20 protein-coding genes are annotated in these 26,995 nt (G+C 69.9%); 7 read left to right on the top strand and 13 right to left on the bottom strand.

The annotated features are described in order from the left end of the window. Positions 1-36 precede the first annotated feature (36 nt). The 6 genes from ACWDOP_RS11965 to ACWDOP_RS11940 form a co-directional block, all read right to left on the bottom strand. Entirely contained in the window at positions 37-2,385 is a 2,349-nt protein-coding gene (locus ACWDOP_RS11965; RefSeq protein ID WP_456345056.1) for a SpoIIE family protein phosphatase, read from the bottom strand. Next, a complete protein-coding gene (locus tag ACWDOP_RS11960) occupies positions 2,382-3,104 on the bottom strand; it encodes a SpoIIE family protein phosphatase (RefSeq protein ID WP_456345055.1) in 723 nt (240 codons plus the stop codon). The genes ACWDOP_RS11965 and ACWDOP_RS11960 overlap by 4 nt, the downstream gene beginning before the upstream one ends. Further along, positions 3,097-3,522, bottom strand: coding sequence for an ATP-binding protein (locus ACWDOP_RS11955; protein ID WP_379004552.1), 426 nt, complete (start codon positions 3,520-3,522; stop codon positions 3,097-3,099). Before ACWDOP_RS11955 ends, ACWDOP_RS11960 begins: the two co-directional genes overlap by 8 nt. Beyond that, positions 3,500-3,889 carry an STAS domain-containing protein gene (locus ACWDOP_RS11950; RefSeq protein ID WP_354987686.1) on the bottom strand — a complete coding sequence of 130 codons (390 nt, stop codon included), beginning with the start codon at positions 3,887-3,889 and terminating at the stop codon, positions 3,500-3,502. The genes ACWDOP_RS11955 and ACWDOP_RS11950 overlap by 23 nt, the downstream gene beginning before the upstream one ends. A gap of 15 nt (positions 3,890-3,904) precedes the next feature. Continuing rightward, positions 3,905-4,801, bottom strand: a complete 897-nt coding sequence (locus ACWDOP_RS11945) for an STAS domain-containing protein (RefSeq protein WP_454205660.1) — start codon at positions 4,799-4,801, stop codon at positions 3,905-3,907. Between the two features lie 195 nt (positions 4,802-4,996). Continuing rightward, positions 4,997-5,473 carry a MarR family winged helix-turn-helix transcriptional regulator gene (locus ACWDOP_RS11940; RefSeq protein WP_454205661.1) on the bottom strand — a complete coding sequence of 159 codons (477 nt, stop codon included), beginning with the start codon at positions 5,471-5,473 and terminating at the stop codon, positions 4,997-4,999. A gap of 550 nt (positions 5,474-6,023) precedes the next feature. Between ACWDOP_RS11940 and ACWDOP_RS11935 the strand changes: the two genes are divergently transcribed. The 5 genes from ACWDOP_RS11935 (at position 6,024) to ACWDOP_RS11915 (ending at position 9,628) form a co-directional block, all read left to right on the top strand. Beyond that, the gene (locus ACWDOP_RS11935; protein WP_456345054.1) at positions 6,024-7,700 is read left to right on the top strand and encodes a fumarate hydratase; all 1,677 of its coding nucleotides are present in this window, start codon (positions 6,024-6,026) and stop codon (positions 7,698-7,700) included. A gap of 17 nt (positions 7,701-7,717) precedes the next feature. Next, complete coding sequence (locus ACWDOP_RS11930) at positions 7,718-8,305, top strand: M15 family metallopeptidase (protein WP_454205663.1); 588 nt, start codon at positions 7,718-7,720, stop codon at positions 8,303-8,305. Positions 8,306-8,547: 242 nt separating this feature from the next. After that, positions 8,548-8,784 carry a hypothetical protein gene (locus tag ACWDOP_RS11925; RefSeq protein WP_454205664.1) on the top strand — a complete coding sequence of 79 codons (237 nt, stop codon included), beginning with the start codon at positions 8,548-8,550 and terminating at the stop codon, positions 8,782-8,784. Positions 8,785-8,972: 188 nt separating this feature from the next. Further along, positions 8,973-9,359 (top strand): hypothetical protein, encoded by a 387-nt coding sequence (locus tag ACWDOP_RS11920; RefSeq protein WP_456345053.1) that lies wholly within the window; start codon positions 8,973-8,975, stop codon positions 9,357-9,359. Further along, the gene (locus ACWDOP_RS11915) at positions 9,356-9,628 is read left to right on the top strand and encodes a hypothetical protein (RefSeq protein WP_456345052.1); all 273 of its coding nucleotides are present in this window, start codon (positions 9,356-9,358) and stop codon (positions 9,626-9,628) included. The genes ACWDOP_RS11920 and ACWDOP_RS11915 overlap by 4 nt, the downstream gene beginning before the upstream one ends. A gap of 156 nt (positions 9,629-9,784) precedes the next feature. Here the strand turns inward: ACWDOP_RS11915 and ACWDOP_RS11910 are convergent, their stop codons facing one another. The 6 genes from ACWDOP_RS11910 to ACWDOP_RS11885 all read right to left on the bottom strand — a co-directional run bounded on the left by ACWDOP_RS11910 (position 9,785) and on the right by ACWDOP_RS11885 (position 21,394). Next, on the bottom strand, positions 9,785-11,002 hold the full coding sequence (locus ACWDOP_RS11910; RefSeq protein ID WP_454205666.1) for a hypothetical protein: 1,218 nt from the start codon (positions 11,000-11,002) through the stop codon (positions 9,785-9,787). Between the two features lie 583 nt (positions 11,003-11,585). Then, the gene (locus ACWDOP_RS11905; protein ID WP_456345051.1) at positions 11,586-15,992 is read right to left on the bottom strand and encodes an SbcC/MukB-like Walker B domain-containing protein; all 4,407 of its coding nucleotides are present in this window, start codon (positions 15,990-15,992) and stop codon (positions 11,586-11,588) included. After that, positions 15,992-17,539 (bottom strand): TIGR02678 family protein, encoded by a 1,548-nt coding sequence (locus ACWDOP_RS11900; protein WP_456345050.1) that lies wholly within the window; start codon positions 17,537-17,539, stop codon positions 15,992-15,994. Before ACWDOP_RS11900 ends, ACWDOP_RS11905 begins: the two co-directional genes overlap by 1 nt. Next, positions 17,539-19,335, bottom strand: a complete 1,797-nt coding sequence (locus ACWDOP_RS11895) for a TIGR02677 family protein (protein WP_456345049.1) — start codon at positions 19,333-19,335, stop codon at positions 17,539-17,541. The genes ACWDOP_RS11900 and ACWDOP_RS11895 overlap by 1 nt, the downstream gene beginning before the upstream one ends. A 58-nt stretch (positions 19,336-19,393) precedes the next feature. Further along, positions 19,394-20,164 (bottom strand): DUF2127 domain-containing protein, encoded by a 771-nt coding sequence (locus ACWDOP_RS11890; RefSeq protein ID WP_456345048.1) that lies wholly within the window; start codon positions 20,162-20,164, stop codon positions 19,394-19,396. 36 nt (positions 20,165-20,200) lie between these two features. Beyond that, entirely contained in the window at positions 20,201-21,394 is a 1,194-nt protein-coding gene (locus ACWDOP_RS11885) for an XRE family transcriptional regulator (protein WP_456345047.1), read from the bottom strand. A gap of 189 nt (positions 21,395-21,583) precedes the next feature. On the opposite strand from ACWDOP_RS11885, the gene ACWDOP_RS11880 reads away from it, so the two are divergent. Next, the gene (locus ACWDOP_RS11880) at positions 21,584-21,889 is read left to right on the top strand and encodes a hypothetical protein (protein ID WP_454205671.1); all 306 of its coding nucleotides are present in this window, start codon (positions 21,584-21,586) and stop codon (positions 21,887-21,889) included. 355 nt (positions 21,890-22,244) lie between these two features. Here ACWDOP_RS11880 and ACWDOP_RS11875 read toward each other — a convergent pair whose 3' ends face one another. Further along, entirely contained in the window at positions 22,245-23,138 is an 894-nt protein-coding gene (locus tag ACWDOP_RS11875; RefSeq protein WP_454205672.1) for a PAC2 family protein, read from the bottom strand. A gap of 210 nt (positions 23,139-23,348) precedes the next feature. On the opposite strand from ACWDOP_RS11875, the gene metH reads away from it, so the two are divergent. Then, positions 23,349-26,927, top strand: coding sequence for a methionine synthase (gene metH, locus ACWDOP_RS11870; protein ID WP_456345046.1), 3,579 nt, complete (start codon positions 23,349-23,351; stop codon positions 26,925-26,927). The last annotated feature ends 68 nt before the right edge of the window (positions 26,928-26,995 follow it).

Genomic DNA, 26,995 nt, shown 5'->3' with positions numbered 1-26,995 from the left:
CGGAACGTTCTCCGAACCTGCCGGCAAATCCTGGGGTCAGACGCGGCTGGCGGCGGAGAACGAGACGGCGGGCAACTTGGTGGTCATGCGGACCTGGGTGCCGGGGCCGGTGTGGTCGAAGTCCAGCTGGGTGGTCAGCGCCCGCATCATGGCGATGCCCCGCCCCCGATGACCCGGGTCCGAGGGCAGCGGCCGCCAGACGCCGGTGTCGGTGACCACCAGGGTGACCGTATCCGGCCCGCACTCGGCCGTGAGCAGCACCCGATCGCCCCTACCGCCCTGCAGGTAGGCGTGCTCGATGCTGTTGCTGCACGCCTCGTTGGCGGCGGCGATGAGATCGGCGGCGCACTCGTGCGGGACCGCCGCGGCGGCGAGCCAGAACTTGAGCGCGCGCCGGATACCGGAGAGTTCGGCGGGTTCGGCGGGCAGATCCAGGCGCAGCGGTTCGGGCGGCTGCCGATAGACCACCATGGCGACGTCGTCGTCGTACCCGGCGTCCGGGCGCAGCCGCGAGAGCACCGCGTCGGCCACCTCGCGCGGCAATTGCGCCGCCGCGCCGGACAATTCGTCGGCCAGTTCGACGAAGCGCTCGTCGATGTCGATACCGCGCTGTTCCACCAGCCCGTCGGTGAACAGCACCAGGGTCGACCCCGGCGCCATGGCGGTGGTCGCCTCGGGCCGGCGCGGCAGATCGAAGGTCGCCAGCGGCACCGCGCGCCCGCCCTCGAGCAGCCTGCCGGTCGTCCCGGGCTCGGCGAGTACCGGCGGCATGTGCCCGGCGCTGGAGTAGCGCACCAGCCCGCGCACCGGATCCAGGATCGCGGCGCACACCGTGGTGCACATGGCCCCCGGAATCCGCGACGCCACCGCGTCCAATTCGGCCAGCAACTGCGCCGGGCCCGCCCCGCGCAGCAGCAGTGCCCGTGCGGCGGTGCGCAATTGACCCATCACCACCGCGGCCGCGAGCCCGCGGCCGACGCAGTCGCCGACCACCACGCCGATGGTGTCGTCGGCCAGGCGCACCACGTCGTACCAGTCGCCGCCGATCTCGAGCGGCGGCAGCGCGGGTTCGTAGTGCACCGCGAAACGCGGGGGCAGTTCGATGGGTCCCAGCATGGCGCGCTGCAGGGTCAGCGATGTGGAGCGGGCCTGATCGAAGTTCCGCGCGCGCTGCACCGCCAGGCTCAGATGCCCGATCAGCAGCGAGAACAGCGCCCAGTCGCCGGAGGTGATGACCCGTGGCGCGGCGAACCGCAGCCACAGCGCCGAATCCCCGGACTCCCCGAGCGGGGCGACGATGCCCTCCGAACTGGCCGCGCCCTCGGGAATGGCGAACATGGTGCGGCCCGGCCGCAGCCGCGCCCGATCCAGCAGCGCGCGCGCCCGGGCGTCGAGCACCCGGCGCGATTCGCGCCCGTCCCTGCCGCCGTCGCGCCCGTCGGACGCGCCGAAGCTGTTGTGCGCGGCCAGCGAATTGCGCATACCGCTGACGCTGTCGCCCGTACCGTTGCCGCGGGTGGCGGCCTGACCGTCCGGAATGTCGTCCGAGACATAGAATTCCGGCCCGGCGTGCCCGGTCCACACCGAGACGACCGCGGACTCGGCTCCTATCGCGCGGCGCAGCTCTTCGAGCCCGACCGCGAGCACCTCACCGACGCCGGTGGCCGCGACCACCTCGGCCGCCATCCGCGAGATCGCCTGATCACGCGCCTGCGCATCGTGTTCGGCGGTCACGTCGCGAATGGTGCCCACGAAGATGCGCTCGTCGTTCTCGGGCTTGATCAGCGAACTGGTGCTCACCGCGAGCCAGATCTGGCGGCCGTCGCGATGGCGGATCGGGGTGACGAATCGCGCGGCGTCGGTGCCCAGGTCCGGGTAGCGGGGCGCGTCGGGCACGGACCAGGGGTGGGGGAGCGGGTAGGGCACGCCGTCGGGTCCGTAACCGGTGAGCGCGCCGAAGGCCGAATTCACCTCCACCAGCGTGCCTTCGGAGTCGACCACGAAGAACCCGTCCTGCAGCGACTCCACCAGCGCGGTGCGGAAGGCGTCGCGGCCCGCGAGATCGTCCGCGCGCGAACGCTGTTGCTCGTAGCGCCGGGTGCCGTCCAGGAAGCCCCGGGTGGCCACGTCCAGCGCGGCCATGGTCTGCAACAGGAATTCCAGGGCCGCCTCGCCGCGATCGCCGACCTCGGGATCGGGCAGCAGCCCCTCCTGCTCCAGAATCCGGAAGTGGTGCTCGGTGAGATCGAGGATGCTGACGCCCTCGACCAGTGCGCGCCTGCCGAGTTCGTAGCCCTCGGCGAGCGTGTTCTGGTTGGGCGCGCGCAGATGCGTGCGCAGCGCGGCGGTGTACGCGTCGCGGAAGGCCGCCAGCACCGAGCTCATTGCCCGGCACCCCCGTGGCCGGGGACCGGATGACCCGCGAGGGTGTGCCCGGGTCCGGAATGACTGTGTCCGGCTTGGCTCTGCACCGAATGCCCGTGCGCGAAGTGCCCGCGATGGCGGGCGGCCAGCACGAGCGCGTCGTCGGTGTCCTTGGCGTGGCGCGCCAGCACCTCGGCGGTGATGTCGGACGTCGGCTTGCCCAGATCGATGCCGTCGGCGAAGTCGCTGGTGATGCCGTCGGTGGACATGAGCAGCAGATCGCCGGGGCGGACCGGCACCGTCTGCGGTTGCAGGTTCGGCGGCAGCAGGTACCCGACGATGCCGCCGGCCAGCAGCGCGGCGGCGCGGACGGCGGGTTTGCCGGGAGCCGCTGCGACGACGCGGGATTCGACGTTTCCGACGCCGAGCCAGTGCAGTTTCTCACCGGAGTCGAACAGGGCCAGCGATACCGCGGCCCCGCGGGTATCGGACATGGCGCGATGGCACAGCAGCATCAGCACATCCAGGGGTTCGGCGCGATTCTCGGCCAGCACCTGCGCGGCCCGGTCGGCGGCGTCGGCGGCTGCGGCGCCGTGCCCGAGTCCGTCCAGCACCGCGAAAAGCACTGAGCCACCGCCCGCGTCGAGTACGACGGAGCGGTCACCGGATACCCGTTGCCCGGGTAGCGCGCGCCCGGCGACGGCCCATTCGACCGCGCCGATGAAACCGTCCTCACGCACCGGTGGGTACCCACTTCCACATTTCCACAAGCGTGCCCTGACCCGGTTTGGAAGTGATGGCGAGACCGTCCATGAGGCGGCGCGCACCGGGCAGGCCGAGTCCGAGACCGCGCCCGGTGGAGTAGCCGTCCTCCAGCGCGCGGTCGATGTCGAGGATGCCGGGGCCCTGATCCTGGGCCTGAACCACCATGGAGCGGCGGCCTTCCCGGTCCTGCACCGTGAGCCTGACCTCACCGGTGCCGGCGTAACTCGTGATGTTTCGCGCCACCTCCGAGATGGCGGTGGCGATCATGGTGCGATCGGAGAGCGAGAAGCCGAGAGCGCTTGCCATCTCGAGTCCCGCCTGCCGTGCGGTCACGATGTCGTTGGACACCTTCACCGCGATCACCACGTTTTCAGCGGCCACGATCACGACCATCTCGTTGGCCACGGGCGTTGATCTTGTGGTTCAGCCAGGCGAGACCCTCTTCGAGGTCCAGTGCGGTGTGCATGCCCTCGAACGTGAGTCCGAGTTGAACCATGGCGAATGCGACTTCGGGTTGCAGGCCGACGATGACCGTTTCCGCGCCTCTCAGCTTGGTCATGTGGGCGATGGTACGCAGCGACCTCGCGGCGAAGGAGTCCATTACATCGATTGCGGTGACATCGACGATGATTCCCTGCGCGCGGTACTTGCTGACGTACTTCATCAGATCGTCCTGCAAGCGTTCGGTATCGGCGTCGGTGAGTGCGGACTGCACCGACGCGATCAGATAGGTGCCCTGCTTGAGTATGGGTACCGGCATTGGCCCTGTCCCGGTTTACCGTCCGTCGCGATCGGCGGGAACTCGCGACACCTCGTAACCCAGGAGTCGCTCCGCCTCTTCGATACCGCCCTGAAGGTCGCCGACGGCGTTCATCTTCGACAGATCCAGGCCGATGGTTACCAGTGTGAGCGCGATTTCCGACGACAGGCCGGTAATGATCACATTCGCGCCCATGAGTCCGGACGCGTCCACGGTCTGCACCAGGTGGTTGGCCACGGTGGAGTCGATCGCCGGCACACCGGTGATGTCGATGACGACGACCTTGGCGCGGTTGGCGCGAATGGCGCGCAGCAACTGTTCGGTGAGCTGCCGCGCGCGCTGGGAGTCCAGCACGCCGATGATGGGGAGGATGAGCAGCTGCTCGCGCACCTGCAGCACGGGGGTCGAGAGTTCGCGAATCGCCTCCTGCTGCTGGCGGATAACGCGCTCGCGCTCCTGGACGAACGACACCGATACGGTGTTGGCGATGCGGTTGGCGGCCGGTTCGTACGCGTCCAATACTCGCTTGAGCAGCTCGAAGTCGCTCTGGTACTTCTCGAAGAGGCTGCGGGCCAGCACATCTCGCAGCAGGAGCACGATGCCGACGACCTCGTCGGTCTCGACCCCTCGCGGAATGATGCGCTCGGACAGATCGCGCGCGTAGGTCTGCAGCGCTTCGACGCTACCGGTCTCGAGTACCTCGACGTAGTTGTCGTAGACCGAGGTCGCCTCGGAGAAGATTTCCTCCGGGGTCATCGCGGTCAGCAGCTGGGCATCGGTGATGCGACGGGCCCACTCCTCGCGCAGCTCGGTGCGGTTCTGCCGCAGATGCTCGACCAGCTGCGGGAGCAGATTGTCGACAGAACCGCCGGATTGTGAATCCGCCGGAAGGCCGATGGACACGTCGGACATGGAAATTCCTGCCCCTTTCGCTAAGGCCAGGTCGGGTGCTCGCTCATCGTCGATCAGCACAGCGCCGACCGATTTGCCGACCGTACGCCGGTGCCGACTGACGTCGGAAGCCGGTGCCGAGCCTAGTCTTACCCACTACCCGGCGTGTGCCAAACCAAACGCCGGTCAGCCCCTTCTTATCCGCGAAATTCGGGTTCAGGAGGGGTTCCGGGTGGCCGGACGGCGGTGATGGGCGAGCAGGGTGTCGTAGATATCGGCGAGCGCGGCGAGTTGGCCACCGTCCAGGACGTCGATCATGTGCCTGCGCACGCTGTCCACGTGGGCGGGCGCGGCGCCCGCGAGCACCTGTTCGCCCTTGGCGGTGAGCACGGCGGCGGTGCGCCTGGCGTCGTCGGGCACGGCCTCGCGCGCGACGAGTCCGCGCTTCTCCATACGGGTGATCTGATGCGAGAGCCTGCTCTGCGACCACTCCAGCACCGCGGCCAGTTCCGCGAAGCTGCGCCGATGGTCGGTGGCGTCGGCGAGGCGGGCGAGGACGGTGTATTCGACGTAGGTGAGGTTGGACTCCTGCAGGGAATCGCGTCCGACCGCCGCGGCGATGAGGTCGCGGGTGAATACGAATCCCAGCCATGCGCGCGTCTCGACGTCGTCGAGCCAACGGGGTTCGGTCACGGTTCCACTCCCGGGTTCTGCACTCATGCTAAGTCCTCCCCGCCGCCGATAAGCGCATCATCACAGGTAACCACCCCCCGACTTGAAGGTGCAACCTGTGCCGACGCACACAACACCGTCGCCGATTCGCACAAATCCGAGCCGCGTACCTGGGCTTCGCCGCTTGTGTGAAGCGAGCCGGGTGTGCAGCGCGGTCGCCGTCGCACCGGCTGTCGCGGTGATCACAACGCGCTCGGCCTGGGTGAAGGCCGTCGGCGCGGCGAGGGCTGTCACGATAATCCGCGCCGACCGCGAAACGTTTGGTGTTCGGCCTGATGAACAAGTGTGCGCAGTGTGAAACGGGTGCTGCCGGAGCGGGAGTCGGAACGCGCGCGCCCGGAAGGACCGAGACGGCCCGGCAGCGGTCGACGGTCAGGCGGCGACCGATCGGGCCGTGGGTGACTGTGCGGTAAGGCTTGCCTGTGCTCGGGCGCGGGGGCGGTGGTGGTTACAGTCTTTCTGCTTGAACCGTTGGCTGAACAGCCCCAGCCCTGCTCGAGGAGTGCGATTCGTGACCGCGCCTGACTTCCTGTACTCGGATCTGCTGCCTATCGGTGCCGACGAGACCCCGTACCGGTTGCTGACCACCGAGGGTGTCAGCACGTTCGAGGCGGGCGGGCGCACCTTCCTGCAGGTCGAGCCCGAGGTGCTGCGCATGCTGACCGCCGAGGCCATGCACGACATCAGCCACTTCCTGCGGCCCGATCACCTCAAGCAGCTGCGCAAGATCATCGACGATCCCGAGGCCAGCGGCAACGACCGGTTCGTGGCGCTGGATCTGCTCAAGAACGTGAACATCTCCGCGGGCGGCATCCTGCCCATGTGCCAGGACACCGGCACCGCCATCGTCATGGGCAAGAAGTCCGAAGGCGTGCTCACCGGAGCCGATGACGCCGAATGGATTTCGCGCGGTGTGTTCGACGCCTACACCAAGCTGAACCTGCGCTACTCCCAGCTCGCGCCCATCACCATGTGGGACGAGAAGAACACCGGACAGAACCTGCCCGCGCAGGTCGAGTTGTATTCCGAGGCGGGCAATCCCGCGTCGCCGGCCTACAAGTTCCTGTTCATGGCCAAGGGCGGCGGTTCGGCCAACAAGTCCTTCCTGTTCCAGGAGACCAAGGCCATCCTGAACCCGGATCGCATGCTGGAGTTCCTGGACGAGAAGATCCGCTCGCTCGGCACCGCGGCCTGCCCGCCGTACCACCTGGCGGTCGTGATCGGCGGCACCAGCGCCGAATTCGCCTTGAAGACGGCCAAGTACGCCTCCGCGCACTACCTGGACAACATGCCGACCGAGGGGTCGATGGCCGCGCACGGCTTCCGCGACCTCGAGCTCGAGGAGCAGGTCTTCAAGCTCACCCAGTCCTTCGGTATCGGCGCGCAGTTCGGCGGCAAGTACTTCTGCCACGACGTGCGCGTGATCCGCCTGCCCCGGCACGGCGCCTCGCTGCCGGTGGCCATCGCGGTGTCCTGCTCCGCGGACCGCCAGGCGCGTGCCAAGATCACCGCCGAGGGCGTGTTCCTGGAGCAGCTCGAACGTGAACCGGCGCAGTACCTTCCGGAGCAGACCGACGCCATCCTCGGCGGCGACGTGGTCCGCATCGACCTGAACCGGCCGATGGACGAGATCCGTTCCGAACTGTCGAAATACCCGGTGAAGACCCGGCTTTCGCTGACCGGCCCGCTGGTCGTGGCCCGCGACATCGCGCACGCCAAGATCAAGGAGCGGCTCGACGCGGGCGAGCCCATGCCGCAGTACATGCGCGACATGGCCGTCTACTACGCCGGTCCGGCCAAGACCCCCGACGGCTACGCCTCGGGCTCGTTCGGCCCGACCACCGCCGGCCGCATGGACTCCTACGTCGATCAGTTCCAGGCCGCGGGCGGCTCGCACGTCATGCTCGCCAAGGGCAATCGCTCGGCCCAGGTCACCAAGGCGTGCAACGCGCACGGCGGCTTCTACCTCGGCTCGATCGGCGGACCCGCCGCGCGGCTCGCCCTGGATTGCATCAAATCCGTCGAGGTTCTCGAATACCCTGAACTCGGCATGGAGGCGGTGTGGAAGATCGAGGTCGAGGACTTCCCGGCCTTCATCGTCGTGGATGACAAGGGCAACGACTTCTTCGCCGAAACCTCGAAGCCGATCGCGCTGCGAGTGCGCGAGCGGTCCAAGGAACGAGTCTGAGCGAAGGAGCTGATTCGATGCGGGCGTACGGCCGCGGCGGAGTGCGGGTTTCGACCGCACGACGGAATGTCTCGACCGTGCGGCGGTACGCCGCGATAGCCGCCCTGGCGGGCGCGGGCGTGGTGGGCGGCGTGCTGCCCGCCCCCGCGGGCGCCTCGCCCCGGGCCCACGCGGCGCCCGTCCTGCCCGGCACCGTCGAGGCGGCCGCCGCGGGGTCCGAGGGCCTCGATCCGCTGCTGGCCGCCGCCTACTCCGCCGCCGAGGCCGAGGCGCACGCGCAGGGCGTCCCGATGTCGATCACGTCCGGGTACCGCAGCCCCGCCCAGCAGGACGCGCTGTGGCAGGACGGACTCGCCACGTACGGCAATCCGGACGAAGCTCGCCGCTGGGTGCTGCCGCCGGACGAGTCGACCCACGTCTCGGGTGAGGCCGTGGACGTCGGTCCCGTCGAGGGCGCGGCCTGGCTCGAAGCGAACGGGTACCGGTGGGGGCTCTGCCGGGCGTTCCTGAACGAGTACTGGCATTTCGAGTTGCTCACGCTGCCCGGCAGGCCCTGCCCGCCGATGTGGGCGGACGCCGCCGAACGGCAGGCATTCGGTTCGTGACGTACGGCGAACCTCGTAGCGGGGACCGGTATCTCGTGTCGGAGACACGGCCGGATCATCCCCGCCCGCGGCGACTATCGGGCGCGACCGAGCGCTGACAGCGAACAAATCCGACCGGACACTCTGGTGTCCGGTCATTCGCCGCTGTGCGCACGTCGTGGATTCGGCATCCTGGGTTCGGCACATATCTAGCTACGGAGGCATGGGTGGGCAGGCAACGCGCACGAACGGCACACGGCTCGATGAGCCATCAACGCCCTCCCGTTCGCATCTCGCGTGTCGCCCCCAGAAACACCCCGCCGCGCTCCGCCCTGGACGCCGTCCTCACCCCCGGCTGGCTGATTCTCGAACTCCCCACGGCGATCCTGCTCGCGGTGTTCGTCGGCACCGGCTGGCTCGGCTACGCCCAGCACTCGGGCACCCCCGCCGCCCCGCGCCCGGCCGTCGTGGTCCCCGCGGATCAGCCGTCGGGGCGCTGAGCGGGCCGGCCGGTGAGCCGTTCGGGCGCTGAGCTTTTCGGCCGGCGGTGACGCGCGGACCCGGGTACACCCCGACGCGCTGAGCCGTGCCGCCGCCGACCGGACCGGCGGCCTGGAACCGGGCCGGGCGTACCGCTTTGGGCGTATTCGGACGGCGGCCGCGCCCATCCCGCGCGAACGCTGGTGACGTGCCGGGCCGGGACACCGGAATCCACGGGTGTTTCACCACGCTCATCCCGCCGCCGGGCCGGCTGCTGCGCACGATCGCCCTGATGAACGACCTGCACTACGGCGAGGATCGCAGCGGGCAGCTCGTCTCGGGCCTGCTCGCCGGCTCCGGCGGGACCCTGTCCGCCGGGCAGGTCGAGCGCCTGCGCGAGTCGTTGCGCGCGGACCCCGAACGCCCGACGCTCGTATTCGGTCACCATCCGGTCACGAGGCACGCGGCGGTAAGCAACCCCGGCGGACCGGCTTTCGTGCTCGACAGGGCGAATGCGGCGGCACTACACGGCATCTACCATTCGGCGCCGGGGTGTTCCTGCATCACAGCGGTCACACGCACCGCAATCGGGTGACACGGCCGGACATCGGCGTCGGCGTCGAGTTCCTGGAAGTGGCGGCGGCCAAGGAGTATCCGGGTGGCTACACGCTGCTGCGGGTCTACGAGGGCGGGTACCTCGTGAACTTCTACAAGACGCGGTCCGCGCTCGCGCGGGAGCGGAGCACCCGCACCCGCCGCCAGTACCTGGGTCTGCATCCCGATCACGCGCTGGGCAGCTGCGCCGACCGCAATCACGCGGTGCGGCGCAACTTCTCGGGCTTGCGTGCGGCGCGGGCCGAGTAGTCCGCGGGCACCGCTCCTCACCCGGCGATCAGCTGATTATCGCCGGGTGAGCCGGTCGCGTGCACCCGGTGCGGCGGGTGTGTGCGCCGGGGCGTGCGGACTCGAATCGAGTTGGCGCGCAGCGACGGTCGCGACCGCGGCGCGTGGACCCGAAGATCAGTCGTCGAATCCGCCGGAGCTGCCGTTGCGGGCGCGCGCGGCGGCGCGGGCGCGGCGGCGGGCGGCCTGGAGTTCGGCGAGTTCCTGTTCGAGGGTCTCGGCGATCCGGAACTGGCCGGTGTCGTACACGTTCAGCGGGGGCACCGGGTCGGCGCCGTCCGAGAGCGAGGACTCGGCCTCGAGCATCTTGCGGGATTTCGTGGTGGCCGAGGTGCGTTCGTCCCGTTCCGGGGCGCGCGGCGCCTCCTTGGGCTTGGCCTTGGGCTTGACCGCCTCGGCGCTGTCGACCACCTGACCGTTGCCCATGTCGCGAATCTGCTCGGACTCCACGTGCGGCTGTCCCGCGGTGAGCGCGGGCGTGGCCGGAGCCATGGGCGTGTTCGGCGCCGGGTTGCGGGTCGGCCAGCTGACCACGGTCGGCAGGGTGCGCCGCAGCGTCTCGGCCGGATCCGGCAGATCCCGGATCTGGTCGGTGGCCCGCACGATGGCCAGGCCGTACCGCGCGCTGGCGGCGTTGTGGATGAGCAGCGCGACGCCGATCATGATGGGCGCGATGGCGTGCACGGCGACGTCGTACCAGCTACCCGACTTCAGGTACGGGTAGGTGTTCAGGGTGACCGTGAGACCCAGCAGGGCCATCTCCGCCGCCACGACCTGCTTGCGGCTGTCCAGCACACCCCACTCGGCGACCTTGTTGGTGCCGACCATGATGATCACGAGGCAGACGCTGATCATGCCTTCGAGCAGGTAGCTGAACCAGAAGAGCGGATCGCTGGGGCCACCGGGCGCGATGTTGTGCTGCACGTTGACCGCGGACCAGAGCATGCCGGCCGCGACGACGCCGGCCAGCGCGCGCAGCGACCAGGCCCGATGCTTGTACAGCGACGCCAGTTTGGCGTGCGGGCTGGACTCTCGCCGCTGCGCGGCGATCGCCTTGCGAGCGAGCAGGAGGTCCCGGATGTCGGCCTTCTCGATCTCTTGGGTGGTCTGCCGCGTGCGATCGGCCGTGGCGGCCGCCGCCTCGGCTTGCTTCCAGCGCTGCGAGCGATCCTCGTCGCGGATGCGCTCGGCCAGCTCGCGTTCGGCTTGCAGCTCGTTTTCCGAGAGCGCTTCGGTGAGGGCGGGATCGAACTGGTAGACCAGCCGTCCGCGGGCCTTCTCGACCCGCCGCGCCAGCTGGGAGACGTCGTCCTCGGGCGGATGTTCGAGAGTCATCAGGACCCCTGTCCGGGGAAGTTCGATGGGCGAGCGGTGAACTCGAAAGGGATCGGCACGGAAAACATTTCTAGTCGATAACTGCCTCTCGGCGAAACTGTTGATTTGCCGATGTACCAATCCTTACGGCGCGCCGCGCCGCGACACGCGCAATTGGATCTTGCCCGGGACGTTTACCGGGTGGTATCACGCAGGGCGTCAAGGTGGGTGATCGGTACTGCGCCGCCGACGGATTCGCGAGATTCGGTGATACGGAACGGACATGGATCTCTCGCGCGGCCGCGGTGGCGGCGCGCGTGGGGCGTCGGCGAATCCGACATCGCGCATCGAACCGGGCGTTCGGAACCAATCGCCGGGACGGTGCGCGCGGGCTCTCGCGGCCGCCGCGCTTCGTAGCGTAGTGAACGCGTTGCCGTCGCTTGCCACCCGAATCGGGTGCCCTCGGTTCTCGTTTCGTGCCGGGGGCGGCGGGCCGGTTCCGGGCATATCGGCCGGGGCTCGTGTGTCGAGCTGGGCAGGCGCGCTGTGTCGCGCACCGGACAATCCGATCGAACTGCCCGAATGTCCGGTGCGCGAGCGGGACTCAGAGCAGCGCCACCGCGCCCTCCACCGCGTGCGGGAGCCGTCGCCGATTGGGGGAACCGAGCGCCGTGGTCAGATCCGAGCCGTCGTGCTCGGCGAGCAGATCGGCGCTGTCCCACACCAGCAGCGTCGCGCTGACGGTGTTCTCCGCCGCCGAGTGCGCCAGATCGTAGTGCGCGCAGCCCGGTACGTGCGCGTAGGTGATCCACAGGTCGTAGCCGGTCATGAACAGATCCAGGTCGAATTGCACGGACAGGCCGAGCAGTTCGCTCTTGCCGTTGTCGTCGACGCCGGCGAACGCCTCGTCCAGCGCCAGCAGGCGCGGGGCCTGCGGATCGGCCGAATCCAGCATGACGTGCGCGGCGGCGAACAGCGGCAGGTGCAGCGAGACCGACTGCTCACCGCCCGAGAGCGCGCTGTGCCTGGCCACGGTGAGCCGGTCCTCGGTGCCGTCGGAGGTGATGATGGTGAACGAGAACACCCGCCACGCGCGGTAATCCAGTGTCGCGGCCAGGATCTCGGGAAACGAACGCTCGGGGTGCGCGGCGCGCGCGGCGCGGATCTCGGCCGCGAAGTGCGAGCGGATGACGGCCAGGTCCTCGGGCACCAGCTCAGCGGAATCGCGGTCCAGGAGCTTGCACACCGCGCGGGCGGGTTCGGAGAGGGTGTCCGCGAGCACCCAGTGCACGCCGATGGTGTTGCCCGAGGACATGCGCCGCTGCTTCATCTCCATGCCCATGCGGGTGATGAGATCGCGGGCGTCGCCGGTGCGTTCGTGTATCTGCTGGGCGAGGCCGGTGAGCAGCGCGTCCTCGAGGATGCGGCGCTCGGAATCGGTGAGCAGCAGTTCCTGGTGCTTGCGCGCGCCCCCGATGCGCTCGGCGAAGTCGGCCAGCGCGGACAGGCCGTGATCGTCGTGCACCTGCACCACGGTCAGGCCGTCGGCGGCGTCCCAGTGCAGGCGGTAGTCCTGGCGGGCGGCGGTGAGCGCGGCGTCGAATTCCTGCAGCGCGGTGGTGACCGCGCTGCGGGTGGACTTGCGGGTGGCCTCGCCCGCGCGCACCGAAGCGGTTGCGGCCGCGAGGTTCTCGAACAGCGTCGCGACCTCCTCGGGCAGCACCCGCATGTCCTGCTCGGGGTCGCCGTTCTCGATGCGGTACAGCAGCTGCTCGGGGGTGGACCAGGCGGCATCGCTGGCGGGCCAGCGGTTTTCGACCGGCGCGCCCAGCAGGCTGAGCAGGTCCGGGCGCGCGTAGGGGGCCAGATGCCGGACGTCGGCGAGCAATTCGGTGAGGGCGGTGCGCAGGGTCTCGTGCGCGGCCCGGTGCGCGCCCTCTGCGGTGCCGACCGCCTCGATGGCCTCGTGCGCGGCCTTGCGCGCCGACTTCTGTTCCGCGCGGGCGGCGTCGATGCGCTCGCGGGCCGCTTCGAGCTCGCGGTCGATGTCGGCGGCTCCCGCGCCCAGCGCCTCGCGCAGGGTCTCGAGCTTGCGCAGCTGTTCCTCGTAGCCCGAGCGCGCGGCCTCGGCCTCCTCGGCGAAGGCCTCGGCCAGGTCGGTGGCCTCGTCGAGCCGGTCGGAGGTCTCGCGCGAGCGCTCGTGCTCGCGGGCGTGGTCCCCGCGCAGGCGCAGCAGCGCGGTGCCCGCGTTCTCGAAATGCCGGACCGCGGCGGCGAGAGCGTCCAATTCGGCGGGGTCGCGGGGCGCGCGGTGCTCGGCGGCGACGGCGCGCACCTTCTTGTCGGCGGCGCCGTACTCGCCCACCGCCTGATCGATGTCCCGCTCGGCCTGCGCGGCGGCCTCCGACCGCGAGCGCAGCATGCCCGCGGCCTCGGAGACCGCGCGCAGCGCGGCGGTGACGGCGGTGGTGCGCGGCAGGGCCTTGGCCGCGGCCGACACCCGCCCCAATTCCGCGGTGGCGGACTGCTCTTCGGCCTTCGCCTGCAGGGCCTCGGTCTCGGCGGTCTCGATCGCCGCGGCCAGCTCGGCCAGCCGCAGCTCGCGCCGCCGGGCCCGCGCGGTGGCCCCGATGAACTCGGCGTCGCCCTTGTGATGCCGCCCGACCTGCACGCCTTGCCGGTACCGCCCGTCGGTGCCGATCGTCAGCTGCCCGTCCGCGCCGACGGCGGTGGCGGTGCTCGCGACCCGCGCGGTGGGGCTCTCGTACACCGCGACGGAGGCCAGGACCGCGGCCACCCGCTCGCGCGGCACAGTCAGCGCGTCCGAGTCGTCCTCGGCAACCAGCAGGTCCGCGAGCGTCCGTCCACTCGGCCGCTGATCCGGTGGCAGCGGCACCAGGAACTGGTCCGAGACGTGCTCGGGCAGATCGGCTTCGGCGCACACCCAGCCGTCGAGCAGATTGGCGGCCTGCAACGCCGCTTCGATACCGGCTGCGGCGTCCGGCTCGATGCCGTCCGCGAACCGCACGAGCCGCCACAGCGGCGCTCCGATCGGTCCGCCGGGATCGGAGTGCGAGCGCGCCCCGGGCCGGTCGGTGCGGGCGTGGAAAGCCGGTGGGGCGTCGTCGCGTTCGGCGGCGACCTGCCCACGTTCGGCGCGGAGTTCGGCGGCGCGTTCGGTGGCCTGGGCGGCGCGGGTGCGCGCTTCCTGGCGGCGGCCGCGAATCTCGTCCGTGAGCGGCTCGGAGCGCTCGGCCAGCACCTCGGCCGGGGTGAGAGAGGGGAGGGGCCCGTCGGAATGCGCTGCCGCAGTGGCTGTCGAGGCATCGGCCTGGGCGGCGTGCACAACGTTGTCACCACCGGAAGCATCCGCGCCGCCGGTGGTGGCACCGGCCGACCCACCACGACCGCGCTTCTTGCCCTTCGCCGGCGCGGGCGGACGGGCCGAGTGCTCGGTTCCGGCTTGGGCCAGGGCGTCGTTGACGGCCTCGAACAGGCCCTCGCGGACGGGGGCGTAGACCTCGCGGTGGGTGTCCCACCAATCGCGCAGGGCGGTGGCCGTATCCGCGCGGGCCAGGGCCACCGCGGCCTCGGCCTCGGCGAGCTCGACGGCGGCGGACTCGCGGAGTTCGGTGGCGCGGTGGGCGGCTCGTTCGGCGCGGGTCCGTTCGGTGGCGGCGGCCTCGACCAGGGTGAGGGCGCGGCGCACCGCGCGGACGTCCGCGTCGCGTTCCTCGGCGTGCGCGCGCACCGTGGTGGTGAGGTGGTCGGCGCGGGCCTGTTCGGGCAGCGCGGTCCAGGCGATACCGGCTTCCTCGGCGGCCGAACGCAATTCGTCCTCGCCGCGGGCCAGCGCCGCGGCGGCGTGCTGCACCGCGGCCAGCGCGCGCTCGGACTCCCCGGCGCGCTGATCGACCGTCTGGCGGGCCTTGAGCGACTTGTCGTGGTGCACCGCGGACGAGGCTTCCAGGCGGCGCACGGCGTCGGCGAGGTCGTCGAGCTGCTGTTTGCCCTCGTAGGCGCTCGAGCGCTGCAGCGTCTCGCGATCGGACAGCGCCTGCTCGTAGGCGCGATCGGCGTCCTCGGCCCGGGTCTCCACGGCGGTGCGCTCGCCCTCGCGGCGCCGGCGCAGCGCGGCGGCCGCGTGCAGGGCGGTTCCGGCGTGGGTCACCGCGTCCAGGCGCGTGCGAACCTGGTCGACGTCGGTCTTGGCCTGTACCGCAAGGTATTTGCGGTACACCCCGACGAACGCGCGGGTGGCGGTGTCGGCCTGCACCAGGCCCTCGAGGGTGCGCCCGACCTCCTCCATGTCGCTGAACGAGCGCGCGGCGTCCAGGATCATCTGCTCGTCGAGCGGGCGCAGGCCGTCGGTGAGCGCCTGGGAGAGCCCGCGCGGGTCGAGGTTCTTGGCCAGCTGCGGACGCCGCAGGGTCAGAATGAGATTGATGAGCTGGTCGTACCGCTGCTGTCCGAGCCCGAACATGCGGGCGTCGATCGCGGCGCGATACTCCACCGGCCGGTCGACGATGGCGTCCCCGCCGATCTGCTCGGCCAGCTGCTTGCGGGTGAGCGGGCGATCGTCCGGGCCCAGCAGCGAGAAGTCCACGCCGACACGGCCGTCGGCGACGAAGTACCAGCGCGTCACCTTGTCCGAGGACCGCGTCGCGCGCATGCCGATGCCGATGGTGACCGCCTCGGGCGCGTCCCAGCTGCCGCGCGCGAATTCCATCCACACGTACGAGTAGGCCGATTCCTGCTTGCGGTACAGCAGGTTCGACTTCATGGTGCGTTCTTCACCGGCGAACGGGTTGAGCCGGCGCGGCTCGATCCGCCCGTCCAGCACGAACGGGAACAGCACCTCGAGCGCCTTGGTCTTGCCCGACCCGTTGGGTCCGCGCAGCACCAGCCGCCCGTCGCCGAAACAGAACTCCTGGTCCCGGTAGTCCCACAGGTTGACGATCCCCGCGCGCGTGGGAACGAAGCGGACGCCACCGTGAATAAGCTCACCCATCAGTCCCCGGAACCCTTCTCGATCGAATCTGCCGCACTACCGTCGTCCTGCCGCCCCGCCGCACTCTCGCCCGAGCGCGGTTCCGCCCTGCCGGGTATCGCCTCCGCGGTGGTGGTGGCTGCCGCAGCCTCCGCGCGAGTGGATGGTGACGCCGCATCCAGGCCGGTCGCTGGGCCGCCGAGTTCGGTTGCGGAACTGAACAACTCGGTCTCCGCGCGGGTGCGGATCGTCACGATCGCGCCGCGATAGCGGGCCAGGGCGGGCAGGATCAGGAGGCCGGTGGCGACGGGCTCGACCAGGCGCAGGCGTTCGAGCAGGCTCACGGCCTCGGCGGTCAAACCGGGGACGTCGGCCTGCCACTGGGCGGCGAACGTGGCCCCGTAGCGGTGGGCGAGCATTCTGACCGTGTCGGCGATCCACTCCGCGGCGATGAACGGGAACTCCGGAATCTCCGGCTCGGGAACGTCTTCGGGCTCGGCGTCCTCGTCCGAGCCGAAGATGTCGGCCGGATCGGCCAGCGGCGCGAACACCGTCGAGCGGGGAATCGCGCTGTCGAGCTGCTCCTCCAGGTCGGTGAGCGGGCGCTCGGGCCGGGGCATGTGGATCACCGGATTGTCGATGTCCAGCACCAGATCCGCGATCTCGCCCGCGAGCAGCAGCGCCACCTGCGCCAGGGTTCCGGTGCCCGGAAAACGCACGTCGGAGAGCCGCCCCGAGCTGTCGATGAGCGCGACGCCCTCGGCCCGCCGCTCCGCGCGCAGCCCCGTGACCAGCTCGACCTCGGCGACCAGCTTCTCCTGCGCGAGCATCGTCCGATGCGGCTCGGCGAAGTCGTCGGCGTACACCACAGGCTGTTCGACCAGCGCCCGCCGCACCTTGCGCGCCGCGAGCGACTGTGCGGGCGAACGGGTGTCGCCGCCGCCGGCCTCCTCGCCGAGCAGCCCGGTGACACTGTGCAGGTGCTGCAGCGCCCGCGGCGGCCGGAACAGCGCGAACACCACCGACCGATCGATGTCGTACAGCGCCTCGCCCGCCTCGGGGTCGCTCGCCCAGCCCCCGGCGTCACCGTCGGCGAGGGTGACCGCGCCGCGCGCGGCCAGCCACCCCACGGCGTCGACGAACGCGTCCCGATCCGCGGCGCGATCGGCCGCCAGATCCAGCCCGTCGACCCGTTCGGTGTACGAGGCGACCTGATCGGCCAACTCCGACAGCGTGATCTGGTCCCCGGCGCGCCCCAGCGCCGCCAGTGCGAGCGCGAGGTAGGCGTAGCGGCGGCGGTCGAACAGCCGATCCGCGGTGGTCCGGGCCGGGCGCCCGGACTCGAGCCGATCGAGCACCGGGAACAGGCGCGCCGTGGTCTCGGTGACCTCGAGCCGGTAGCCGAACAGCTCCGCGAGGTCCTCGCGCAGCTCGGTGGCCCACCGCCGAATCAACGGCAGCGCAATGCGATCCGGGTAGTTCCGGGTGACGAGGTGGTTGGCCAGCACCACCCGCGCGGCCCGCTGGTAGCTGTCCAGGGCGAGCGAGTCGATGGTTCGCGCGTGCATCACCGCACCCCCTGCTCGGCGGTGCGTGACCGTGCGGCGGCGTCGTTCGCGTCGGGCCGCTGCCTGGAGATCGGTTGGGGCGCATCGGCGCTGTCGGCGGTTCCGGGGCCGTCGGCCGGCCCGGCGCCCGCACCGTCGCCCGTCGCGGTCCTGCCGGACTTCGCGCCCGCCGGGCCGGTACCCGAGGCCGCGCGGGAGCCGGGCCCCGCCTTGGCCGCGCGCAGCGACGCCGTATCGCGCACCTGCAGCCGTCGATTGTTCAGGTGCAGCAGACCGCGTGCGGTGCGCACGGCCGTCGATCCCTCGCATTCGGAGACCGTCAGCGTCACCCCGCTGTCGGAACCCGTTGTGCCGGGCACCCTTCCGCTGACCGGAACCCACGCCGTGGAGGCGGCGTCCAGCAGGCGCAGCAGCACCTCGGTCTCGCCCTCGTCGAGTTCGCGTTCGTGGATGTCGGCCGCGGCCAGCGACGCGGCGGCCCGGGCGCGGGCGCGCTGGGCGTCGAGCTGGGTCTGGCGCAGCCGCCGGATGCCGGCGTCGTTGCGCTGCAGCCGGGCGGGCGCGCCGGGCGTGGGCGGGCGGCCGGTCTCGGCCAGCGTGCGCGCGATCTCCAAAGGCGGTGCGTCCCACCAGGAACGAATCGCGGGGATGACATCGGCGTCGGGATGCTGCATCGCCAGATGCCGGGGCCTGCCCAGCCCGAAGACCGCGTCGAACAGCGCGTGCGCGGCGTCGGTGGACGGCGCGGCGGTGAACCAGCCCGCCAGATGCCGCAGCGCCGACTCCCGGCTGACCCCGCCCTTGCGGGTTTCGGTGACCCGGCGCAGCAGCGACAGCACCGCGGCGATGGCGCTCATGGTCGCCTCGCGCAGCCGATCGCATTCGGTGATCCCGCCCTCGCCCGCGTCGTTCACGAACCACGAGCGCAATCCCTGCCAGCGGGCGCGCCAGTCGGTCTCTCGCTCGGCCCGATTGAGCAGCACCCGCTCGTCGCAGCGCGCCGCGCGCTCGATGAGGTCGTCGACCCCCGTGTCCTCCACCTCGCGGATGGCCGCGGCCAGCCGGGGCGCGAAACGGGCCAGATCCATGGAGAACTCGCGCATGTGCGCCAGCAGCGCGTCCTTGTGCGCGAGGAACGCCTCGGGGGTGGCCTCGGTGGTGCGCACGAGATCGCCGAGGGTCAGATAGAAGTGCGCGGCCCGGTCGGCCAGGTCCGACAGCGCGCGGTCCAGGCGCGCGAGCACCCGGTACACCTGCGGGGAGTCACCGCCGCGGTTGGCCTCGGCCAGCGTGCGCAGGTCCGCCAGCAACTCGGGCAGTACGAGCCGCGAGAGCGACGCCTCGTCGAGCCGGGCCTCGAGCACGTCCGACACTGCCCGATATGCCTGAAATCCCGCCTGGGAGAACTGGTACACGAAGTGCCGGTTCCGGTATTCGGCCAGCGTCGCGGCCCGCGTGCCGTCGTAACTGCGCTCGAGGACGCCCCACTGATGCAGCTGCTCGAGCAGCGGCCCGACCTCGGTCGGCGTCAATCCCGGTGCGCCCGGGCAACGTCCGAGCGTCTCGCACACGTCGGAGGCGTGCAGCAGCACCACGTAGGCGCCCCGGGCGATATCGAACGCGCGCAGAACCCACAGGTAGTCGCCCCGCTTCTCGGCGGTGGCGAAGGAGAACAGCCGCAGCCGGTCGGCGTGCGGGAACTCCTCGGCCCGGGCCCCCTCGGGGCCGGGCAGCAATCCGTCAGCGGACTCGTACACCGGGCAAAGGGTAGTACCGCCCACCGACCGGTCCGGCATTGCGCCCGGTCTCGGCGCGCCCGCGTCGCACAACCTCCGCCCGCAAGCCCATCCGTCGTCAGGACGCGGGCGAGGCCGACTCCACCGCCGCGCGCTCGACGGTGAGCAGACTCTCGGTGTGATGCTCGGCGTAATAGGCCGCCGCACCCCCGTGCAGCCCGAACAGCCGCTTGGACCACAGCAGCCACACGATGGCGGCCAGGTTCACCAGCAGCGCCGCCACCCGCAGCACCGTCACCTTCTCGGTCAGCTCGTAGATCTCGAGCGGCAGGAAGATGCTGGTCGCGATGACCGCGAAGTACTCACCCCAGCGCTCGACCAGCCACAGCCCGGTCGCTTCGACGAGTTGGACTGCGGCGTAGGCGAATATGGCCACCGCGAGCCAGGTCAGGGTGGTGGGGGAGAGGGTGAAGGCCCGGTCGGTCCAGGTGAAGATCTTGGAATGATCGGGATCCCAGCCGATCTGGTCCGCCAGCTGCCGCAGCAGCGGCAGATCCTCGTCCCATACCGCCCGCCAGTGCTCCTGCGATCCCCGCAGTTTCAGCACCCCGGCGCCGAGCAGGATCAGCACCAGCGCCCGCAGAACCCGCTCGGTGGCGAGCAGGCGCATGATCACCCGGTCGCGCAGCAGCCGCCCGCGCGGCACTTCGGGCGCGTCCTCGGCCGGGCCGTGCGCGCGAGCCGGACCCGGCACGAAATCCCCGCAGCGCAGACAGCGCCACGACTGTCCGGCGGCGGTATCGACATGCAGCCGCGCGGCGAGCTCGGGCTCGTCCGGGGCGTAGGTCTCGTGGCCGCGAACGGCGCAGGTCCAGAGACTGATGTCCATGAAAAGGAGCGTAACCGGCATATCGCCGGAGGCGGTTCAGCCCGCCGCGAGCGAGCGCAACTGATCGAGATAGGTGCGCGTGCGCGGATCCCCGGGAAAGCGCTGGATCATCTCGCGCGCGGTCTCCCCGGCGATCCACATGAGCGAGGGCAGCGACCGCCGTTTGCCGGTGAACGCCCGCAGGCCCTCGTCCAGCGCCAGTTCGAGATTGCGGTCGCGCACCGCCACCACGGCCAGGGTCAGGTGCGCCTCGGCCACCCGCATGGGCTTGCGAATGGACCCGTCCGGCCGGGTCGAGGACGCGATGACCTGACGCGCATAGCTTTCGGCGAGCCGGTCGTCCCCGGCCACGCGGCAGCAGTCCATGGCGTAGAAGTCGAACTTCTGCGGATCGACCACGAAATGATTGTCCAGATTGGTTGGATGATCCATATTGTCCAGAATCGAACGGCCCTGGGCGAGAGCGGCTTCCACCTCGCGCCGATCACCGAGCCGCGCCCACGCCTTCGCTCGCTGCGCGGCCAACTGCACCCCGACCCCCAGCTGCGCGGCCCCGGCGTGCGCGGCCTCCGCCGTTTCGATGGCGCCCCGGTAGTTGGCCTGGGTCAGGGCGAACCAGGCCGCCATTTCCGCACCCCAGCCGATGATTTCGGCGTGATCGGCCTCTTGACCGAGCGAGAGCGCCGCGCGCCGGGTGGCCTCGGCGGCGGTGCGCCAGCCCAGGTCGTAGTCGACGCACCCGACCAGCAGCGCCACCCAGCCGGCCAGCACCAGGACCTCGCGATGCTGGGCGAGGGTCAATCTGCCGTCCAGCAGCGAGGTGATCCGGCGTAGCCACGCGGTGCCCTCGGCGTGCAGTTCGTGTGGGTCACAACAGGGATACTCCGAACACAATCGATCGGCGGTGATGCGAATGGCGTCCAGCGTCGCCGAAGACACATCGGACATGCGCAGCCTGCCGATGAATTCGAGCGTGTCCATCCCTGTGGCGGAGAGCAACTCGTCATCGCGATTGGGCCGCGCCTTGGGAAAGAACGCGGCCGTGACCGTGTCGAAGGACGCGGCGATGATGGGCGCGTAGAAATCGTCCGGTCTGGATTCGCCGGACTCCCAACGCCTCCAGTTGCGCAGCAATGTGCTGTCGGTCGGTAGGTTGTGCGTGGACTTACCCCGCATCGCGCGCACGGCGTCGGCTTGTGACCACCCCCGAGCATCACGTTCGGCGCGCATTCGGACAGCCCAGACAGGTCGATCATCGCCAGCGGACACGTCTGTAGTATCTCACCAGTTAACGTTCGATGGACCCGGATAGGGCACGTGGATGTCAGTGGGTTGACATCTGCAATTGCATCCGCGAGAACGTCATGCTGGTTGTGGGCACACTTCACGACAGCGATCCCCTATCCAATGGAGGTTCGGGTGGAAGCGTTGATCTATGGGTACGTGCGTGACGATCTGGCCGATGGCCGCAGCGAAGAGCTGGAGAACGCCATGACGAGCCTCGCTCGATCGGCCGGATTCTGCTTCGCCGCCACGTTCCATGAATCGACCCCGGGCGATGGCACCGCGTTCGCGGAGCTCACCGCCGAACTCAAGAGAGCCGATGCGCACCACGTCGTGGTGCCCTCGCTCGATCACCTTGCCGGCCAGACAATTCCGCGAGACATCCTCATCGCGAAACTGGCTCACGAGGCGGCAGCTCAGATCTGGGCTGTCGAACACTGACCGGCATCTGACGCGTCGCCCGCCGACGTCGCGGTACCAGCTGTTCTGTCCTGCACCGGCATACGCCTGGCTCGATAACCCGTGGCCACGGCATGACCCGCGCGGCCGTCACCCGGCCGCCGATCACCCCGCAGGGCGAACGGTCGGTGTGCGCTGCCCGCATCGGGTGTCCCACAGCGCAGCCCGCGGCCACGCGCGAGCACAGTGCGGGCCGCACGATCACCCGGTGGAGTGTGCGGGATCACCAGCGCGTGCACACGCGGGGCTTCGGCCGCGCACGTTCAGCCTCGGCCGCGCACGTTCGGACGCTGCCGGTGGACGTTCGGCCGCAAGGCGATTCGCGTACGCGCCGTGATCAGAGCCCGAAACCGCCGCGCCCGCGCCGGCGCAGGTACTTCTCGAACTCGGCCGCGATGGCGTCGCCGTCGATCTTCGCCATGGCCTCGTTGAGGTCGACCTCGGCGTCGCCGCGCTCCTCGAGCGAGCGCACGTACTCCGCGATTTCCTCGTCGCCGGTGGTCATTTCGTTGACCGTGGACTCCCACTCCTCGGCCTGCTCCGGCAAACCGCCCAGGGGCACTTCGACATCGAGGACGTCCTCGACCCGGTGCAGCAGCGCGATGACGGCCTTGGGGTTGGGCGGCTGCGAAACATAGTGCGGCACCGCGGCCCAGAAGGAGATGGCGGGCACACCGGCGCGCACGCACGCGTCCTGCAGCACCCCGGTGATGCCGGTCGGCCCCTCGTATCGGGTCTGCTCCAGGTTGAACCGTTCGGCCGCTTCCTTGGAATAGGCGGTGCCGGTGACGGGCACGGGCCGGGTGTGCGGGGTGTCCGCGAGCAGCGCGCCCAGGATGACCACGGTGGTGACATCGAGCTGCTCGATGAATTCCAGCAGGTCGTTGCAGAAGCTGCGCCAGCGCATGTTCGGCTCGACCCCGCGCAGCAGCACCACGTCGCGATCGCTGCCGGGCGGCGAGCACACCGACAGCATGGTCGAGGGCCAGTGGATCTCGCGGGTGACGCCGTCGACCTGGCGAACGGTCGGCCGGTTGACCTGATAGTCGTAGTAGTCCTCGGAGTCCAGCTCGGCGAGGGGCTGCGCGTCCCAGATCAGTTCCAGGTGCTCGACCGCGCCACTGGCGGCGTCCGCGGCGTCGTTCCAGCCTTCGAAGGCGGCGACGAGTATCGGATTGCGCAAGGTGGGCAGCTCCGATTCGGGTGGCACCGGGGGTTCACTGGCGTTCACCCGGTCAGCTTAGGGGGTTGGGTGGCCAGACGTGCCAACGACGCGCAACCGCGCTGGTCGCGGGGTCCCGCTCATGACATGCGGGAGACCGCCGCCGGGAGCCGCCGGCACGGGCGAAGTGGGCGACCCGCCGGGCGGCGCGCGGAGCTCGCGGAGTGGCGCGCTACACCGAGGGTCGGATTGTCCGGAGCTCCCACTACTCTTGAGAGCATGTCTGTGTCCCCACGCGCCGAGTTCGACACCACCCTACTCGACACGCTCAATCGGCGTGTCGTGATCGGCGACGGCGCTATGGGCACCATGTTGCAGGCCGCGGATCTCACGCTCGACGATTTCCGCGGCCTCGAGGGTTGCAACGAGATCCTGAACGAAACCCGCCCCGACGTGCTGCGCAGCATTCACCGGGCGTACTTCGAAGCCGGCGCCGACGCCGTGGAGACCAATACCTTCGGCTGCAACCTGCCCAACCTCGCCGACTACGACATCTCCGACCGCATTCGCGACCTGTCCGAGCGCGGTACCCGCCTGGCCCGCGAGGTCGCGGACGAGATGGGCCCGTCCGCGGACGGCGCCCCCCGCTACGTGCTGGGCTCGATGGGCCCGGGCACCAAGCTCCCGACCCTGGGCCACGCGCCGTACGCCGTGCTGCGCGACGCCTACACCGAGGCCGCCCTGGGCATGCTCGACGGTGGCGCGGACGCCATTCTCATCGAGACCTGCCAGGACCTGCTGCAGGTCAAGTCCGCCATCGTGGGCAGCCGCAACGCCATGGCCCGGACCGGCCGCCGGATTCCGATCATCACCCACGTCACCGTGGAGACCACCGGCACCATGCTGGTCGGCTCGGAGATCGGCGCGGCCCTGACCGCGCTCGAGAACCTGGGCATCGACATGATCGGCCTGAACTGCGCCACCGGCCCGGACGAGATGAGCGAGCACCTGCGCCATCTGTCCAAGCACGCCGGTATGCCGGTCTCGGTGATGCCCAACGCCGGTTTGCCGGTGCTGGGCGCCAACGGCGCCGAATACCCGCTCACCCCCGAGGAACTCGCCGTCGCGCTGAGCGGTTTCGTCTCCGAGTTCGGCCTGGGCCTGGTCGGCGGCTGCTGCGGCACCACCCCCGAGCACATTCGCCAGGTCGCCGAGGCGGTGCGCTCCACGACCCCGGCCGTGCGCGCCCCGCTGCACGAGCCGAGCGTGTCCTCCATCTACAGCCAGGTCCCGTTCCAGCAGGACGCCACGATCATGATGATCGGTGAGCGCACCAATGCCAACGGCTCCAAGGCTTTCCGTGACGCCATGCTCGCCCAGGACTGGCAGAAGTGCCTCGACATCGCCAAGGATCAGATCCGCGACGGGGCGCACATGCTCGACCTGTGCGTGGACTACGTGGGCCGCGACGGTGCGGTCGACATGACCGAGCTGGCCTCGCGCCTGGCCACCTCCTCCACCCTGCCGATCATGCTCGACTCCACCGAATTGCCGGTGCTGCGTGCGGGATTGGAGCAGCTGGGCGGTCGTTGCGCGGTGAACTCGGTGAACTACGAGGACGGCGCGGGGCCCGAATCGCGGTTCCAGCAGACCATGGCGCTGGTCGCCGAACACGGTGCGGCCGTGGTGGCGCTGACCATCGACGAGGAGGGCCAGGCCCGCACCGCCGAGACCAAGGTGGCCATCGCCGAGCGCCTCATCGCGGACATCACCGAGAACTGGGGTCTGCGTGAGTCCGACATCATCGTCGACACCCTGACCTTCACCCTGGGCACCGGCCAGGAGGAGTCGCGCAAGGACGGCATCGAGACCATCGAGGCCATTCGACTGCTCAAGCAGCGTCATCCCGAGGTGCAGACCACGCTGGGTCTGTCCAACATCTCCTTCGGCCTCAACCCCGCCGCGCGCCAGGTGCTCAATTCGGTCTTCATGAACGAATGCGTCGAGGCCGGACTGGATTCGGCCATCGTGCACGCCTCCAAGATCCTGCCCATGGCGCGGATTCCCGAGGATCAGCGCAAGGTCGCCCTCGACCTGGTCTACGACCGCCGGAGCGAGGACTACGACCCGCTGCAGGAACTCATGACCATGTTCGAGGGCGTCTCGGCGGCCTCGTCCAAGGCCTCGCGCGCCGAGGAACTCGCGGCGCTGCCGCTGTTCGAGCGCCTCGAGCGCCGCATCGTCGACGGCGACCGCAACGGCCTCGAAGGCGACCTCGACGACGCCATGACCGAGGTGCCGCCGCTGCAGATCATCAACGAGACGCTGCTCGCCGGCATGAAGACCGTCGGTGAGCTGTTCGGCTCGGGCCAGATGCAGCTGCCGTTCGTGCTCCAGTCCGCCGAGGTGATGAAAACCGCCGTGGCGCACCTGGAACCGCACATGGAGGCCACCGACGACTCCGGCAAGGGCCGCATCGTGCTGGCCACGGTCAAGGGCGACGTGCACGACATCGGCAAGAACCTGGTGGACATCATCCTGTCCAACAACGGCTACGAGGTCGTGAATCTCGGTATCAAACAGCCGATCTCGGCGATCCTCGACGCCGCGGTGGACAAGAAGGCCGACGTGGTCGGCATGTCCGGGCTGCTGGTGAAGTCCACGGTTATCATGAAGGAGAACCTCGAGGAGATGAACACCCGCGGTGTCGCGGAACAGTTCCCGGTGCTCCTGGGTGGTGCGGCGCTGACGCGCTCCTACGTGGAGAACGATCTCACCGACGTCTACGCGGGCGATGTGCACTACGCCCGCGACGCCTTCGAGGGCCTGAACCTCATGGACCAGATCATGACCCGCAAGCGCGGCGGCGGCCCGGACCCGGACAGCCCCGAGGCCGTCGCCGAACGGCAGAAGAACGCCGAACGCAAAGCGCGCCACGAACGTTCCAAGCGGATCGCCGAGGAGCGCAAGGCCAAGGAGGTGCCGGTCGAGGTGCCCGCGCGGTCGGACGTCGCCGCCGATCTGCCGGTGCCGACGCCGCCGTTCTGGGGCACCCGCGTCATCAAGGGCCTGTCCGTCGGCGAGTACTCCGGTCTGCTGGACGAGCGGGCACTGTTCCTGGGGCAGTGGGGACTACGCGGTCAGCGTGGCGGTGAGGGCGCCTCCTACGAGGAGCTGGTGGAGACCGAAGGCCGTCCGCGCCTGCGGTATTGGCTCGACCGGCTCATCGCCGAGGGTGTGCTCCAGCACGCCGCGGTGGTGTACGGCTACTTCCCGGCGGTGTCCGAGGGCGACGATGTGATTGTTCTCACCGAGCCGAAACCCGATGCGGCGGAACGGTATCGCTTCACATTCCCGCGCCAGCAGCGTGACCGGTTCCTCAACATCGCCGACTTCATCCGCTCCCGCGAACTCGCCGCCGAACGCGGGCAGGTCGACGTGCTGCCGTTCCAGCTGGTCACCATGGGTCAGCCGATCGCGGACTTCGCCAATCAGCTGTTCGCGGACAACAACTACCGCGACTACCTCGAGGTGCACGGCATCGGCGTGCAGCTGACCGAGGCCCTGGCCGAGTTTTGGCATCGCCGAATCCGGGAAGAACTTGTGCTGGAAGGGCATTCCGTCGCCGACGACGATCCTTCCGATGTGCAGGAATACTTCAAGCTCGGCTACCGTGGCGCTCGCTACTCGTTCGGCTACGGCGCGTGCCCCGACCTGGAGGATCGCGCGAAACTCGTTGACCTGCTGGAGGCGGGCCGGATCGGAGTGGTGCTGTCGGAGGAGTTGCAATTGCATCCGGAGCAGTCGACGGATGCGTTCGTACTGCTGCACCCGGAGGCGAAGTACTTCAACGCCTAAGATTTTCACGAGGTTTCCGGGCTTTCGCGCAGAGTTGCAGGGTGGCTCGGCGCGCAAGACCAGCAGGA

The sequence above is a fragment of the Nocardia sp. NPDC003693 genome (genome assembly GCF_053981095.1).
This window is presented reverse-complemented; position numbering and strand designations above follow the sequence as displayed.